We start from the raw sequence: 13,217 nt of genomic DNA on the forward strand, positions 1-13,217 counted from the left end.
GGTCCTCTTCGGAGGGCCGCCCTTTTTCGTGGGGTCGCTGGACCCGGTGGGGCGGCTTTGCCATGAGGGGGCGATGGCCGAACCCGCAACTCGTTATGCCCAGACCAGGAAGCGCCTGAACCCCTGGGTGATCGCGCTGATCGCGGTGATCCACCTGGGACTGTTCTACCTGCTTGCAAGGGCGCTTGCGCCCAGCGCCGTCACCGGGGTCGAGCAATCGGTGGTCTCGGCATTTACCGTCACCGTCTCGGCACCCGAGGAGCCGAACGAGCCGCCGGAGCCGGAACCGGAACCGGAAGGCGCGCAGGGCGATCCGGGGCGTGAGGCAGTCCCCGATGCGGTTACCGCGCCGCCGCAACCGGTGCGCCGGGATCCGCCCGCCCCGCGTGCGTCGTCCACCGGCACTGCCGATACGTCGGGGGCGACCGAGGAGGGGGGCGGTACGGGCCGATCAGGCACGGGCGAGGGCACCGGCAGTGGCGAGGGCGGCGGCGGGCAGGGCGGGGGTGCGGCCACCAAGCCGCAGCTGGTCCGTGCGATCACCGATGCCAGCGCCTTCCCGGTGCCGCCCGGCGGGCGTGCCGCGCGGATCGGCCAATCGGTTATCGTGCGGCTGAGCGTATCGGCGCAGGGACGCGCCACCCGCTGCAGCATCTATCGCCCGAGCCCGTTTCCCGAGACCGACGCCACCGTCTGCCGGCTGGCGCTGGAACAATTGCGCTTCGAGCCCGCCCGCGATCGTGCGGGGAACCCGGTGGCCGCGGAATTCTATTACCAGCAGCGCTTCTTCAACTGAGGCGCCTCGCTGCGGCGGGTCAGGTCTGGGTCTTGCTGCCGATCACCTGCAGCAGTTCGTCGCGGCCATAGGGCTTGGTGAGCAGGCCCGCCGCCCCCAGTTCTTCGAGCCGGTCCTGCATTTCGCCATATCCGGTTGCCAGCCAGAACGGCACGCCCAGTTCCTTGAGCTTCAGCGCCACCGGCTCGCTGTTTTCCTTGCCCAGATTGTAATCGAGGATCGCCAGCTCGGGCTCGGTTTTCGCCAGCGCGTCGAGGGCGGCGGCCACCGAGCTTTCGACCCGAACGTTCTCGACCCCCAGTTCCTTGAGGCAATCCTCCGCGTCGAGCGCGATGATCATGCTGTCTTCGACCAGCAGGACGGTATTGGGAACATCGGCCAAGCCGGTCTCCTTCTTGGTGGCGGTGGGCTCGATTTCGTTGCCCTCGGCGGCGCGCCATTCGACATATTGCGAGGGAATGCAGAAGCGGGCCTCGACTCCGCTGAGCCGGTAGTTGATCTCGGCCTCGCCCTTGAGTTCGTGCGGGATCGAGCGATCGATGATCGTGCTGCCGAAGCCGCGCCGCTGCGGCGGCTTGACCGGCGGGCCGCCGCGTTCGCGCCAGTCGAGGCAGAGATCACCATTGTCCTGCCGGGTCACGGTCACTTCGAGCATGCCCGAACTGTCGCTGAGCGAGCCGTATTTGGCCGAATTGGTGATCATCTCATGGATGACCAGCGCCAGCACCGTATAGGCTTCGGGGGCGATCATCGCCTCCGGGCCGATCAGCGCGAGCCGGTCGCGCTGGTCCGACAGATAGGCATGCGCTTCGGTCTCGATCAGCTCGGAAAACGGCGCATGCGACCAATTGCCTTTGGTGATGTTGTCATGCGCAGAGGCCAGCGATCGCACGCGGCCACCGACGATCTCGACGAAGCTTTCGATGTTGCGCGCATCGTTCTTCGACTGGTTGATGAGGCCGCGGATGAGATTGAGGATATTGCGCACCCGGTGGTTGAGCTCGGCAATCAGCAATTCCTGCTGCTGCTGCGCGCGGGCGCGCTCGGTCACCGCTTCGTCGGTCAACCGCAGGATGATCTCGAGCAGCGTGACCCGCAGGCTTTCGGCAATCTCGATATCGGCATCGGACCATTTCTCGGCGCGGCCCTCGACGGTCTCCTGCCACGCTTCGAAGCTCTTGCGCGGGGTCAGCCGGGCGCCATTGGGGCCCATCTCGACCGGCTTTTCCGGATTGCCCGCCCAGGTCACGGTCTGCACCAGCGGCTTGCGCCACAGGACCAGATAATCGCGCGGGGTGCGCGAGACGGGGATGATCAGCGCCCCCACCGCCCGATCGGCGAAACGCGCGGCGCGCGGCAGGCGGTCGGCGATCGCTTCGCTGGCGAGAATCCGGCTGGTCGCCGCGCCGTTCAGGCTCGATACGATCGCGCGGAATTCCTCTTCGTTGGGCGCGGAACCACGCGAATCGTAGAGGTCGTCGACGAAGATGCTCGCGCCGTCATGCGGAATGGCCTGCTGGATGACCGGCTCGATCATCGGCAGGCTGGCCGACAGCGGGGTGCCCGCGGCCACATCGCGCATCAGCTGCGTGTGCATCGCCCGCCCGTGTTCGCGGCGTTCGGCGGTCTGCCGGGCCAGCGTACGGTCGAGCGTCAGCGAGAAGAATTCGGAGAACAGCTCCGCCGCGGTGCGCTGCGAATAGGGCAGCAGCGCGGGGCCGTAGTGATGGCAGGCGAACAGGCCCCACAGCTTGCCGCCGATGATGATCGAGATCGACAGCGAGGCGCCGACGCCCATGTTCTTGAGATATTCGATATGGATCGGCGATACCGCGCGCAGCGAACTCATGCTCAGGTCGAGTGGTTCGCCTTCGAGCGAGAGACCGGGTTCGATCGGGACGGGTTCGGCCTCGACATCGGCGATGATCCGGAAGCGGTTGCGCACGTAGAGCGCGCGGGCCTGGTCGGGAATGTCCGACCGCGGATACCGCAGGCCGTGGAATTTCTCGAGATCGTCGCGCGCCGCCTCGGCGATGACCTCGCCCGAAAGATCGTCGCGGAAGCGATAGACCATCACGCGGTCGATCTCGAGCGCGGCGCGCAGCTGGCGCGCAGCCTCGGCGACAAGCGGTTCGACTTCGGTATGCTTCTCCAGCCGGGCCATGATCGGGCGCAGGACGGCCAGCTGGCGGTTGAGGACGCCTGCGGCATGCGGCTCGATCTCGATGATCGTATTGCCGCCCGAACTGTGCAGCGCGCAGTCGAACAGGCAGTCGCCGTCGAACAGCGCAAGGCCGAAGATCCGTTCGACCTGGTCGGGGAAAGTCAGCGCGGCAGCCGCGCTGCGCAACTGGTCCATCGCATCGGGCGCGAACAGCCTGCTCAGCCGGTCGCCGATTTCGATCGTCCGGCCAGCGCCGAGGATCGTCTCGAGATTGGTCGATCGGTGCGCGACGAACCAGTCGGCATTGAGCGCGAGCAGCGCGCCGAAATTCTGGATTTGGCCCAGCTGGTGGATCGGTTCGCGGTCGCAATTGCTCAGATTGACGTCGGTCGAATGCATCAAGCGGCCTTAATTACAAGGCAGTGTGATGCAACTAGGTTGAAATGCGTAAATGTGGAACGTGCGGCGCGCAGTATGCTTTCACAGTCGCGGCTGTTGCAAGGACGGGTGAGGGCCGGGAGCATGCTGCGCCAGTACTGGCCCATGCGCGGGTCGGCGAGGAAGGCGGTGGGAACATCGGCCTGCGCCTTTGCCAGCCGCGCCAGGATCGCCCGGTTGCCCAGCGCCGATCCGGCCAGAACCCAGCATACCCCCAGCGTGTCCTCGTCATCCGCGGCCGTGAAATCGGGCGCTTCCGCGGGGATCGCCTGGCCGAGGCTGGCCAGGTCCCGCGCGACGAGATCGGATTGCGGCGGCGGCGGATCGCCGAGGGCGCGGGCTTCCAGCCAGCGCTCGACACCGCGCCGTGCCCGGTACTGGATGTCCAGGAACTGCGCGTAGCCATCGCGATCGGCGAGGACGAGCGAACCCAGCCGGGCGTCGAGCATATCATGCTCGGCCGCGGTCCCATGCTTTAGAATTTCCCGGATGGTGCGACCCACCGCGTCGGTTGCCGGCATACGAGCGGCCTCGCTCATCAAACGTTTCACCCCCAGCTAAAAGCAGAGGCCTCAACGATTGGTTATCGGCCAAGCCCCGCCAGAACGAAAAGCGCGCAGTGATCGAAATGGTTCCCGAACTAGCTTTCGCGTGATCCACTCATCCGGCGGGTTACTTGGGAGCGATCAGCTTCTGCCCCTGCTGGCGGATCGCACTAGCGACCATCGGTTCGACGAAGGACAGCGCCAGAGGCAGGTTCACCTCGAAGATCACCTGCGTTTCCTCGATGATGACGCATCCGTCGATCGATTGGCCCATCGCCTTCACGGCCAGGTTCATCCGGTCTTCGCTCGGCCAGCTCGTGGTCACGTCGGCCAACCCGCCGGGCACATATTGCCCGATTTCGTGGCTGCGCGACTGCAGGCGGCGCCGGACTTCGTCCTTGCCGAGATCGTGGGAAAGCGGAACGCGCATCAGCTCTTGTCCTCCAGCTGCGGGCTGGTCTGCGCCGCTTCGCCGAACTTGTAATCGAGATAGCGGTGCTTGATCGCCAGGTCGTCGAGCGAGCCTTCGGCCAGCTGCCGGGTGATCGAATCGATTTCGCCGCTGATCTTGCCGAGGCTGTCGGTCAGCTGCTCGTCGGGCGTCGCCCCGGCACGCTGCTCGGTGCGCAGATGCGCGGGAATGCGGCGGTAGCTGTCGATCATTTCGGGCAGCTGTTCGCCGACCAGGCTGCGCACTTCGCGTGCCTTGGGATGGTTCTGGTCGAGCCCTTCGAGCTGCAAGCCCAGCGCATCCAGCTGGACGCCCATGTCATCGACGATCTTCGCCGCTGGCGGGGGCAGGGCGGGGCGCTGCGCTTCGAGCCACAGCTCGGTGCGGCCGACCATCTGCTGGACATTGCCTTTGTTGATGTCGGCGCGCTTGGGCGTCTTGATCTTCGGATAACTGGAGAAGATTGCGGTAGCGATGGCCGTGGCGACAACGACAGCCATGACGCCCCAGAAACCGATGCCGCTGAAGATCGCCCCGGCAATTCCGGCTCCCACCCAGATGACGGCCACTGCGATCAAGAGGTTGCGCACCTTCTTCATCAGGTGGTCGCGCTTGGCCTTGGCCGAACCCTGCCCGATCGAGGGCGCGCGCCGGTGGCGGCCGCCTTCGCGGTTGTCGCGCACCAGCGCCTTGCTCTCGGACAATATGCGGTCGCTGTCGCGGGTGAGGTCGTTCACGATGCCGCCCTCAGCCCTCGATGCTCAGCAGGCTGCTTTCGGCGACCTGCTTCTGCGCCTGCGCCTGGCCTTCGGCGCGCGCGATATAGCCCTTCGACTTCTCGACCTCGTCGGTCAGCAGCGTGACCGTCTGCTTCATGCTGTCGAGCGCGCGCAGCTTGAAGCTGTCGACCTCGTCCATCGTGTCGTAGATGTTCTGGAAGGCGCGTTGCAGCGTTTCCAGCGGGATCGTGCTCGCTGCGGCCTGTTCGTGGATCTTGCCGGTCTGGTCGCGCAGCAGCGTGCTGGTGCTGTCGATGATTCCTGCAGTGGTTTCGTTGAGCGCGGTGATCTGGCCCAGCACGAGGCGCTGGTTGGTCATCGCCTCGGCCACGGTCACTGCCGTGCGCAGCGCGCCGACGGTGGTGGTGCTGGCGCGGTCGACGCCCTTGACCAGCTCGACATTGTTCTTTTTCACCAGGTCGAGCGCGAGATAGCCCTGCACGCTCACCGCCATCTGGGTGAGCAAATCCTGCGTGCGCTGGCGGACATAGAACAGCGCGGTTTCGCGCACCGCCTTGGCCTTGGCCGGATCGGTCGCGTCGAGTTCGGCGGCCTTTTCCTCCAGCTTCGCGTCGAGCGAGTTGGAGATGTGGATCATCTGTTCCAGATTGCCCATCGCCTCCCACAGTTTCTGCCGTTCGACGTCGATCGCGGCATTGTCCATGATCAGCTCGTCCTTGCCGCTGGCGAGGTTGTTGAGGATCGACTGGATATGCGTCTGCGCGCTCTGGTAGCTGCGGAAGTAATTGGTCAGCTTGTTGCCGAAGGGAATGATACCGAGGATCTTGCGCGGACCGGACAGCTTGCCGCGCTTGCCGGGGTCGAGGTCTTCCACCACGCGGCGCAGTTCGGCCAGATTGGCGCCGACGCCTTCGTCCTTGTCCATCGCGCGCACCGGGCGGTCGAGGAAACGGTTCGACATGCCCGCAGCAGCCATGATTTCCTTGCGGCCCATATTGGTCAGCTGGTCGACCTTCTTGCCGAATTCGGGCGAATTCGCATCCTCGGCGATCAGATCGGCGACGAAGCCGTCGACCTTGGTCTGCAGCTTGCTCTTCACCTCTTCCGAAACCGGGACGAGGCCCGCAGCCTTCTCCGGCTTGACCTCGGGCACGGGATCGGGCGGCGTGAGGTCGAAGGCGGTTTCGGTGGCAGTTGCGGTCGGCGTTTTCGTATCGCTCATGGGCGCAGATCTCTCCAAGCGGCTATAATCCTGTATTAGGGTGGCAATACACGATCTTCAAGCGCGCAGTCGCGCGGCGCAGCGATAGTGCCGCGCCGATGGCGCGAAGCGCAAGGCAATTCGGAAAAGGGTCCGTTCGCAGCGCCAGCGCCCGACCGGGGGCGATTGCTTCAGGCGGCCAGGTCCAGCGGTACGATTTCGCCAGCGAGATACTGCTTTTTCGCCTTGGCCCGGCTGAGTTTGCCCGAACTTGTGCGTGGCAGGGTGCGCGGTGGGACCAGCTCGACCACGCAGCTCATTCCGGTGACGCCGCGGACCTTGTCGGCGATCTGGTCGCGCAGCTTGATCCGCTCTTCGGGGTCCGAGACGCGGCAATGGACCAGCACGGCGGGGGTTTCTTCGCCATTGTCGGTATCGACCGAGAAGGCGGCAATGTCGCCGTGGTTGAAGCCCGGCAATTGCTCGACCGCCCATTCGATGTCCTGCGGCCACAGGTTCTTGCCATTGATGATGATCATGTCCTTGGCGCGGCCGACGATGAACAGATAGCCATCGGCCATGTAGCCCATGTCGCCCGTGTCGAGCCAGACGTCCCCATTGTCCTTGGCGACGAGACAGTCGGTGGTCGCTTCCTCGTTGCGGAAATAGGAATGCATCACGCTCTTGCCGCGGCACCAGACCTTGCCGATCTGGTGATCGCCCTTGATCCGGCCGTTCTCGCCGCGGATCTCGACATCCATGCCCGGTATCGGTTTGCCACAATTGACGATGGCGCGGTACCGCGCGGGTTTGGACAGGTCGCGCGGGCGTCCCGACAGGCGTTCTTCCTCGACCAGTTCGACGCGGATGCCTTCACCCGGCGGCATGACCGTTACGGCCAGCGTGGCTTCGGCGAGGCCGTAGCTGGGGTTGAAGCTGCTTGCCTGGAAACCGGCATCGGCAAAGGCATTGACGAAATTCTGCATGACGTCGGGACGGATCATGTCCGCGCCATTGCCCGCCACGCGCCAGCGCGACAGGTCGAAGCGGTCGGCGACCTGGCTCTGGCTGGAAATGCGGCGCGCGCAGATGTCGTAGCCGAAAGTCGGCGAATAGCTGAGCGTGGTGCCCTGGTTGCGGCTGATCAGGTCGAGCCAGGCGAGCGGACGGCGGGCGAAATGCTCGGTGCGCAGGTAGTCGACCGACACCTGGTTGGCGATCAGCGACAGGAAGCAGCCGACCAGACCCATGTCGTGATACCACGGCAGCCAGCTGACCACGCGGTCGTTGGTGCCGATATGCATCGATTCGGCATGTCCGCGCAGATTGTGGAGCAGCGCCTCGTGCGTTACTGCGACGCCTGTGGGGAAGCGCGTCGAGCCCGACGAATATTGCAGGTAGCAGATGTCTTCGGGCTGCGCTTCGGGCAGCTCGCATTGCGGGCCGGCGCGCTGGGCGAAATCGTCCCAGCTTTCGCCGTCGCAGCCCTGCCGGTCGGCGGCGGCCTTGGCCATTTCGGCGATTTCGGCGGGATAGATCAGGATTTTCGGGTCCGAGCTCTGCAGCTGGACCGAAAGCTGGTCGATATAACTTTCCTTGCCGCCGAAGGTCGTCGGTAAGGGCAGCGGGACCGGCCACGCGCCCATCAGCGTGCAGCCGCAGAACAATGCGGCGAACTCGGCGCTGGTCTCGGCGACCAGCGCGACGCGGTCTTCCTTGCGAATACCCATCGCCACCAGCCGGTACGCGGCCTGCAGCGCGTCCTGCTGCATCTGCGCATAGGGATAGACCCGTTCCAGCGTCCCGCGCATGTCGTGGAAGTTGAGGCCCTTGGCGCTTCGCGCAGCGTAATCGATAGCCTCATTGAACGTCGCGAAGTCCGACCGGCGGCGTGGCAGGTCGCAGTCATTCGGCGTCGGCGTCAGTACGGCGTCGGTCATAATTTTCGGCGATACCCGTGAATAGCTGGGGCCTTTCGGCCATTCTCTTTGCGTGCTCTTTCGCGCTCATTGTAGGATGGGCGCGCTCTCCCACATTTCCCAATCTTAAAGGACTGTGGCAGGAATATGGCCCATGGATGATGAACGCACAACATCCGGTCGTGCTCGTCGCCGGGCAAAACCGCTTGATCGCATCCGGCTGGAAGAGCTGGCGGTGTCCTACGTCGCCCGGTTTTCGACCAGCGCGGGGAAGCTGCGGACCTATCTCCAGCGCAAGCTGCGCGAACGCGGGTTCACCGAGGGGGAGGAGCCCGATCTCGACGGTTTGCTGCACAAGTTCGTCGCGCGGGGCTATGTCGACGACGAGGCCTATGGCCGCGCCAAGGCGGGTGACTTGGCAGCGCGCGGCTATGGCGCCCGGCGGGTCGAGCAGGCCTTGCGGGCGGCGGGAATCGAGGACGACTTGCGCCAGGCGCTCGAACCCGGCGAGCACCAGCGGCGCCGCGCGGCGCTGGTGCTAGCGCGCAAGCGCCGCTTCGGTCCCTATGCCCGCCCGGCAGAAGGCGACGCCGAGGCGCAGCGCAAGCTGCACGAGAAGCGACTTGCCGCGATGGTGCGCGCAGGCCATGATTTCGAAATTGCCCGGCGCGTGATCGAAGCGCGCGATGTCGAGGAGCTAGAGGAATGGGTCGCGGAAGCCGCCGAGGGGTACGAATGAAGGTGCTGGCCGCCATGGCCGGGATGGCGGCGCTGCTTGCGTGTTCGCCGCAGACACAGGCCGGGGCCTCCTCCGAGCCGGCCGGCGCGCAGGCGCAGGCCCCCGAAGCCGCGGTCCACCCCGTTTCGGGCCTCGCGGTCGTTCCCTTGACCGTGACCAGCGGCGAAGACCGCCACCAGTTCGCGGTCGAGGTGGCCGACACGCGCGAAGCGCAGGCCCGCGGCCTCATGTTCCGCACCGAGCTCGGCGATTTCGAAGGGATGATCTTTCCTTATGACGGAACGCGCGCGCAAAGCTTCTGGATGAAGAACACGCCGTTGTCGCTCGACATCATCTATGTCGGGCCGGACAACCGGATCAGCAATATCGCCGCCGAGACCGAACCCTATTCGCTCGACCCGGTCTACTCGGTGGGCCCGGTACTGGGCGTGCTCGAACTGCGCGGCGGACGCGCGGCGGAACTGGGGATCGAACCCGGCGACCGGGTCGAATGGTAAAGTCGCGCGGGCCCGCACGCGGGCGCTTGAGGCACGGCGAATAAACGGCTAACCGCGCGGACATGAACTTCCTCGGCAAGATCTTCACCTGGTGGAACGGTGCCACCATCGGCACGCATCTGTGGTCGGCCCGCAATGGCGAACACGTCGGCACCGATGCGCAGGGGAACAAGTACTACCGGTCGAAGAAGACCACCGGGGACGGGCGCGAACGCCGCTGGGTGATCTACGAAGGTGCCAACGATGCCAGCCGCGTGCCGAGCGAATGGCACGGCTGGCTGCACGGTTCCTTCGACGACGTACCCGAAAGCCATCTGCCGCCCGCCCGGATCTGGGAAACCGATTACACGCCCAATGCCACGGGTACGGCAACTGCCTATCGCCCCGCCGGAGCGCTCGAGCGCGGCGGGCAGCGGGCCCGCGCCACCGGCGATTACGAAGCCTGGTCGCCCGAGGCGTGACGATGCGCGGGGCGCTTGCCCTCCTGGCCATGGCGGCGATTGCCTCGGGCTGCGAGCAGCAGGCCGAAGCGCCCGAAGAAGCCGTCGCCACTGACATTCCCGAAGAGCTGCAGCAGGACGCGCTTCCGGTGCAGCCTGCCGCCGAGGCGGGAATCGGCACGCCGATGGCGGAGCGCGTCGCCACGCTCGGCCTGCTCAACAAGCGCAACAATGTCAGCCGCGATCTCGAATTGCAGCCCGGCGACCAGCAGCGCGTGGGCGACGTGATCGTCCGCCTGCAAGCCTGCGAGCGCACGGCGCCGTGGGAAATGCCTAGCGAAACCGGGGCCTTCGTCCAGTTGCTGGTCAAGGAACGCGGGACCGAGGACCAGTTCCGCAAGGTGTTCTCGGGCTGGCTGTTCAAGAACTCGCCGAGCCTGAACGTGGTCGAACACCCGATCTACGACGTGTGGGTCAAGGAATGCACGATGGCCTTCCCGGGCGAGGAAGATGCGCCGAACCCGGCCACCACTGCAGGTAGCGACGCCGCGGCCTGACCGCCGGCTTGCGCCACCGCCGCCATGTATTGCGCCTGCGGCAGCGGAACCGCGCCCATCCGGCCCAGATGCTCGGTCATGAACTGGCAGTCGAGCACGGCATAGCCCGCCTCGCGCAATGCCGCGACCAGCCACGCCAGCGCCACCTTGCTGGCATCGGATGTGCGGCTGAACATGCTTTCCCCGCAAAACACCCGGTCGAACGCCACCCCGTACAGCCCGCCGACCAGCTCGCCGTCCTGCCAGCATTCGATCGAATGCGCGTGACCGGCCCTGTGCAGCGCGTTGTAGCTCGCTTCGACGCGGTGGCTGATCCAGCTTTCGGCATGCTCTTCGCGCGGCAGGGCGCATTGGGCGATCACGGCGGCGAAGGCGTGATCGCAGGTCACGCGGAAGCGGTCCTGCCGCAGCGTCTTTCGCAGGCTCTTCGACATGCGGAACTCGCCGAGCGGAATGATCGCGCGCTCGCGCGGCTCGACCCAGTAGACTTCGGGGTCGTCCCGGTGGTCGGCCATGGGGAATACCCCGCCGCGATAGGCGCGGAGCAGCAATTCGACCGGAATCAGCGAGAGGTTGGGGGCATGCATCGCGCTGCGCTCTACCACTTCCCGATTGCCAGCGATATCCGCCTTGCCAAGTAGGGATGGGCATACTAATGCGCGCCCTTCCTGCAGGGGTGTAGCTCAGCTGGTAGAGCATCGGTCTCCAAAACCGAGGGCCACGGGTTCGAATCCTGTCACCCCTGCCATTTCCTTTTCGCGGTGACTTGTCGTTGGCTCCCGCGCGCCCTATCGGGCAGCGCATGACAGAAGACGAAAAGCGCCGGCGCGGCATCGAAGACCGCAAGTTTTACGCTGCCGAACAGGAAGCCCGGTTCGAGAAACAGGGCCTCGAATCCCACACTCCCCAGACCGAGCATCCAAGCTACAAACTTGCGTTCCAGGACAAGGACTTCCTGCTGCGCGAGGAATTGCGCCCGGTGCGCTTCCAGCTCGAACTGCTCAAGCCTGAAATGGTCCTCGACGAGGCCGGCGTGGGCTCGACGCTGGTGATGTATGGCAGCGCGCGCATTCCGCCTCCCGAAGCGGCGGAAACCGCGCTCGAAGGCGCGAAGGACCTGCCCGAGGAAGAGCGCAAGGTCGTCGAGAGCCTGGTCGCCAAGTCGAAATATTACGAGGAAGCGCGCAAGCTGGCCAAGCTGGCGACCGAGAAGTCGATCATCGAGAACGGCAAGCGCCAGTTCGTCGTGTGCTCGGGCGGCGGTCCGTCGATCATGGAAGCGGCCAATCGCGGTGCCAGCGAGGCGGGCGGCGAATCGATCGGCCTCAACATCATCCTGCCGCACGAACAGGCGCCCAACCAGTATGTGACGCCCTACTTGTCGCTCAACTTCCATTATTTCGCGCTGCGCAAGATGCACTTCCTGCTGCGCGCGCGCGCGGTTGCGGTGTTCCCCGGCGGGTTCGGCACGTTCGACGAATTCTTCGAACTGCTGACCCTAATCCAGACGGGCAAGATGAAGCCCATCCCGATCCTGCTGTTCGGCAAGGATTTCTGGTCACGCGTCGTCAATTTCGAGGCGATTGCCGAGGAGGGCACGATCTCGAAGAAGGATCTCGATCTGTTCCGCTGGTGCGAAACCGCGGACGAGGCGTGGGAATATCTGTGCGACTTCTACGATCTGGGCTGCTGATCGCGTTCGCCCCGGTTGCGGACCGCCTGATGGCCCAGCGGGCCTGATCCGTCGCCGAAACCGGGCGCATTCTCGATCGCGGCATAGGTGAACGCGCGGGCGATCCGGATCGCGTGGGTCAGCGGCTGCCGGTGCCCCAGCAGCGTGGCCAGCGCGGCCGACAGGGTGCAGCCGGTGCCATGCGTATGGCGCGTGTCGAGGCGGGTATGCGCGAAGCTGGCGAATTTCCCCGAAGGCGAGGCGATCCGGTCGACCACCTGCGTTTCGTCGCCGCCGTGGCCGCCCTTGGCCAGCACCTGGACGCCATGGCGTTCGGCCAGCGCGTGGGCCGCATCGAACATCTCATCGTCGGCAAGCGGACCGCGACCGGCCAGTATCTCGAGTTCGGGCTTGTTGGGGGTGACGATGGTGGCGATGTCCATCAACGCGGCGAACCCGGCGATCGTCTCATCGTCGGCCAGCACCGATCCGCTGGTTGCCACCATGACGGGGTCGAACACGATCGGGCCGGCGAAGGTGTCGAGCTGCTCGGCCAGCAGCCGGGCAGTTTCGGGGGAACCGAGCATGCCGATCTTGATCGCATCGGCGCCGATGTCCGACAGGCAGCTTGCCACCTGATCGAGCACGAATTGGGGCGGCAGCGGTTCGACACCTTGGACGCCGCGCGTATTCTGCGCGGTGATCGCGGTCAGCGCCGTCATCGCATAACCGCCCAACATGGTGATGGTCTTGATATCCGCCTGGATACCCGCGCCGCCCGAACTGTCGGAGCCCGCGATGGACAGGATGCGGGGAGGCGGCGCGTCGCTCACGCGGCAGCCTTTCGCTTGGTGGCAGGCGGGAATTTTTCGTGCAGCTTCCTGGCCCGGGTCGGGCGGTCCATTAGTTCGCCACCGCAATTGGGGCACAGATCGTCCAGCTCGTTCGCGCAATCGGCGCAGAAAGTGCATTCGAAACTGCAGATGAAAGCGCCGGGATCCTGCGCCGGCAGGTCGGTTCCGCAACGCTCGCAATCGGGTCTCATGTCCAGCATGGCT

15 protein-coding genes and 1 tRNA gene are annotated in these 13,217 nt (G+C 65.4%); 7 read left to right on the forward strand and 9 right to left on the reverse strand.

Going from position 1 to position 13,217, the window contains the following annotated elements; genetic code table 11:
- The first annotated feature begins 73 nt into the window (after positions 1-73).
- Positions 74-796, forward strand: a complete 723-nt coding sequence (locus GRI55_RS12890) for a TonB family protein (RefSeq protein WP_160767446.1) — start codon at positions 74-76, stop codon at positions 794-796.
- A gap of 19 nt (positions 797-815) precedes the next feature.
- Here the strand turns inward: GRI55_RS12890 and GRI55_RS12895 are convergent, their stop codons facing one another.
- The 6 genes from GRI55_RS12895 to GRI55_RS12920 all read right to left on the reverse strand — a co-directional run bounded on the left by GRI55_RS12895 (position 816) and on the right by GRI55_RS12920 (position 8,275).
- A complete protein-coding gene (locus GRI55_RS12895; RefSeq protein WP_160767447.1) occupies positions 816-3,359 on the reverse strand; it encodes an HWE histidine kinase domain-containing protein in 2,544 nt (847 codons plus the stop codon).
- Positions 3,359-3,937, reverse strand: coding sequence for a biliverdin-producing heme oxygenase (locus GRI55_RS12900; RefSeq protein WP_160767448.1), 579 nt, complete (start codon positions 3,935-3,937; stop codon positions 3,359-3,361). The genes GRI55_RS12895 and GRI55_RS12900 overlap by 1 nt, the downstream gene beginning before the upstream one ends.
- Before the next feature lie 133 nt (positions 3,938-4,070).
- Positions 4,071-4,373, reverse strand: coding sequence for a polyhydroxyalkanoic acid system family protein (locus tag GRI55_RS12905; protein ID WP_160767449.1), 303 nt, complete (start codon positions 4,371-4,373; stop codon positions 4,071-4,073).
- Positions 4,373-5,131 (reverse strand): MFS transporter, encoded by a 759-nt coding sequence (locus GRI55_RS12910; RefSeq protein ID WP_160767450.1) that lies wholly within the window; start codon positions 5,129-5,131, stop codon positions 4,373-4,375. Before GRI55_RS12910 ends, GRI55_RS12905 begins: the two co-directional genes overlap by 1 nt.
- Before the next feature lie 10 nt (positions 5,132-5,141).
- On the reverse strand, positions 5,142-6,356 hold the full coding sequence (locus GRI55_RS12915; protein WP_063506783.1) for a toxic anion resistance protein: 1,215 nt from the start codon (positions 6,354-6,356) through the stop codon (positions 5,142-5,144).
- A gap of 170 nt (positions 6,357-6,526) precedes the next feature.
- Positions 6,527-8,275 (reverse strand): fatty acyl-AMP ligase, encoded by a 1,749-nt coding sequence (locus tag GRI55_RS12920; protein ID WP_160767451.1) that lies wholly within the window; start codon positions 8,273-8,275, stop codon positions 6,527-6,529.
- Positions 8,276-8,408: 133 nt separating this feature from the next.
- Here GRI55_RS12920 and GRI55_RS12925 point away from each other — a divergent pair, with 133 nt between their 5' ends.
- From GRI55_RS12925 to GRI55_RS12940, 4 genes are all read left to right on the forward strand, one after another.
- Positions 8,409-8,993, forward strand: coding sequence for a regulatory protein RecX (locus tag GRI55_RS12925; RefSeq protein ID WP_050599707.1), 585 nt, complete (start codon positions 8,409-8,411; stop codon positions 8,991-8,993).
- Complete coding sequence (locus tag GRI55_RS12930) at positions 8,990-9,490, forward strand: DUF192 domain-containing protein (RefSeq protein ID WP_233996636.1); 501 nt, start codon at positions 8,990-8,992, stop codon at positions 9,488-9,490. The genes GRI55_RS12925 and GRI55_RS12930 overlap by 4 nt, the downstream gene beginning before the upstream one ends.
- A gap of 62 nt (positions 9,491-9,552) precedes the next feature.
- Positions 9,553-9,951, forward strand: coding sequence for an NADH:ubiquinone oxidoreductase subunit NDUFA12 (locus GRI55_RS12935; RefSeq protein ID WP_160767452.1), 399 nt, complete (start codon positions 9,553-9,555; stop codon positions 9,949-9,951).
- A gap of 2 nt (positions 9,952-9,953) precedes the next feature.
- Positions 9,954-10,487 (forward strand): DUF2155 domain-containing protein, encoded by a 534-nt coding sequence (locus GRI55_RS12940; protein WP_083437281.1) that lies wholly within the window; start codon positions 9,954-9,956, stop codon positions 10,485-10,487.
- Here GRI55_RS12940 and aat read toward each other — a convergent pair.
- Complete coding sequence (gene aat, locus GRI55_RS12945; protein WP_160767453.1) at positions 10,391-11,074, reverse strand: leucyl/phenylalanyl-tRNA--protein transferase; 684 nt, start codon at positions 11,072-11,074, stop codon at positions 10,391-10,393. The two genes, GRI55_RS12940 and aat, sit on opposite strands and share 97 nt — an antisense overlap.
- 85 nt (positions 11,075-11,159) lie before the next feature.
- On the opposite strand from aat, the gene GRI55_RS12950 reads away from it, so the two are divergent.
- Together GRI55_RS12950 and GRI55_RS12955 are read left to right on the forward strand one after the other, a co-directional pair.
- Positions 11,160-11,235 (forward strand) — tRNA-Trp (locus GRI55_RS12950).
- A gap of 54 nt (positions 11,236-11,289) precedes the next feature.
- Positions 11,290-12,180, forward strand: coding sequence for an LOG family protein (locus GRI55_RS12955; protein ID WP_050599703.1), 891 nt, complete (start codon positions 11,290-11,292; stop codon positions 12,178-12,180).
- On the opposite strand, the gene thiD is transcribed toward GRI55_RS12955, so the two are convergent.
- Together thiD and GRI55_RS12965 are read right to left on the reverse strand one after the other, a co-directional pair.
- Positions 12,162-12,992: a bifunctional hydroxymethylpyrimidine kinase/phosphomethylpyrimidine kinase gene (thiD, locus tag GRI55_RS12960; RefSeq protein WP_160767454.1), complete on the reverse strand. Its 831-nt coding sequence runs from the start codon at positions 12,990-12,992 to the stop codon at positions 12,162-12,164. The genes GRI55_RS12955 and thiD overlap by 19 nt on opposite strands.
- Positions 12,989-13,213, reverse strand: coding sequence for a DUF1272 domain-containing protein (locus GRI55_RS12965; protein WP_063506775.1), 225 nt, complete (start codon positions 13,211-13,213; stop codon positions 12,989-12,991). Before GRI55_RS12965 ends, thiD begins: the two co-directional genes overlap by 4 nt.
- Positions 13,214-13,217: the final 4 nt, after the last annotated feature.

The sequence above is a fragment of the Qipengyuania citrea genome, from assembly GCF_009828015.1.
GTDB classification, from domain to species: Bacteria; Pseudomonadota; Alphaproteobacteria; order Sphingomonadales; family Sphingomonadaceae; genus Qipengyuania; species Qipengyuania citrea.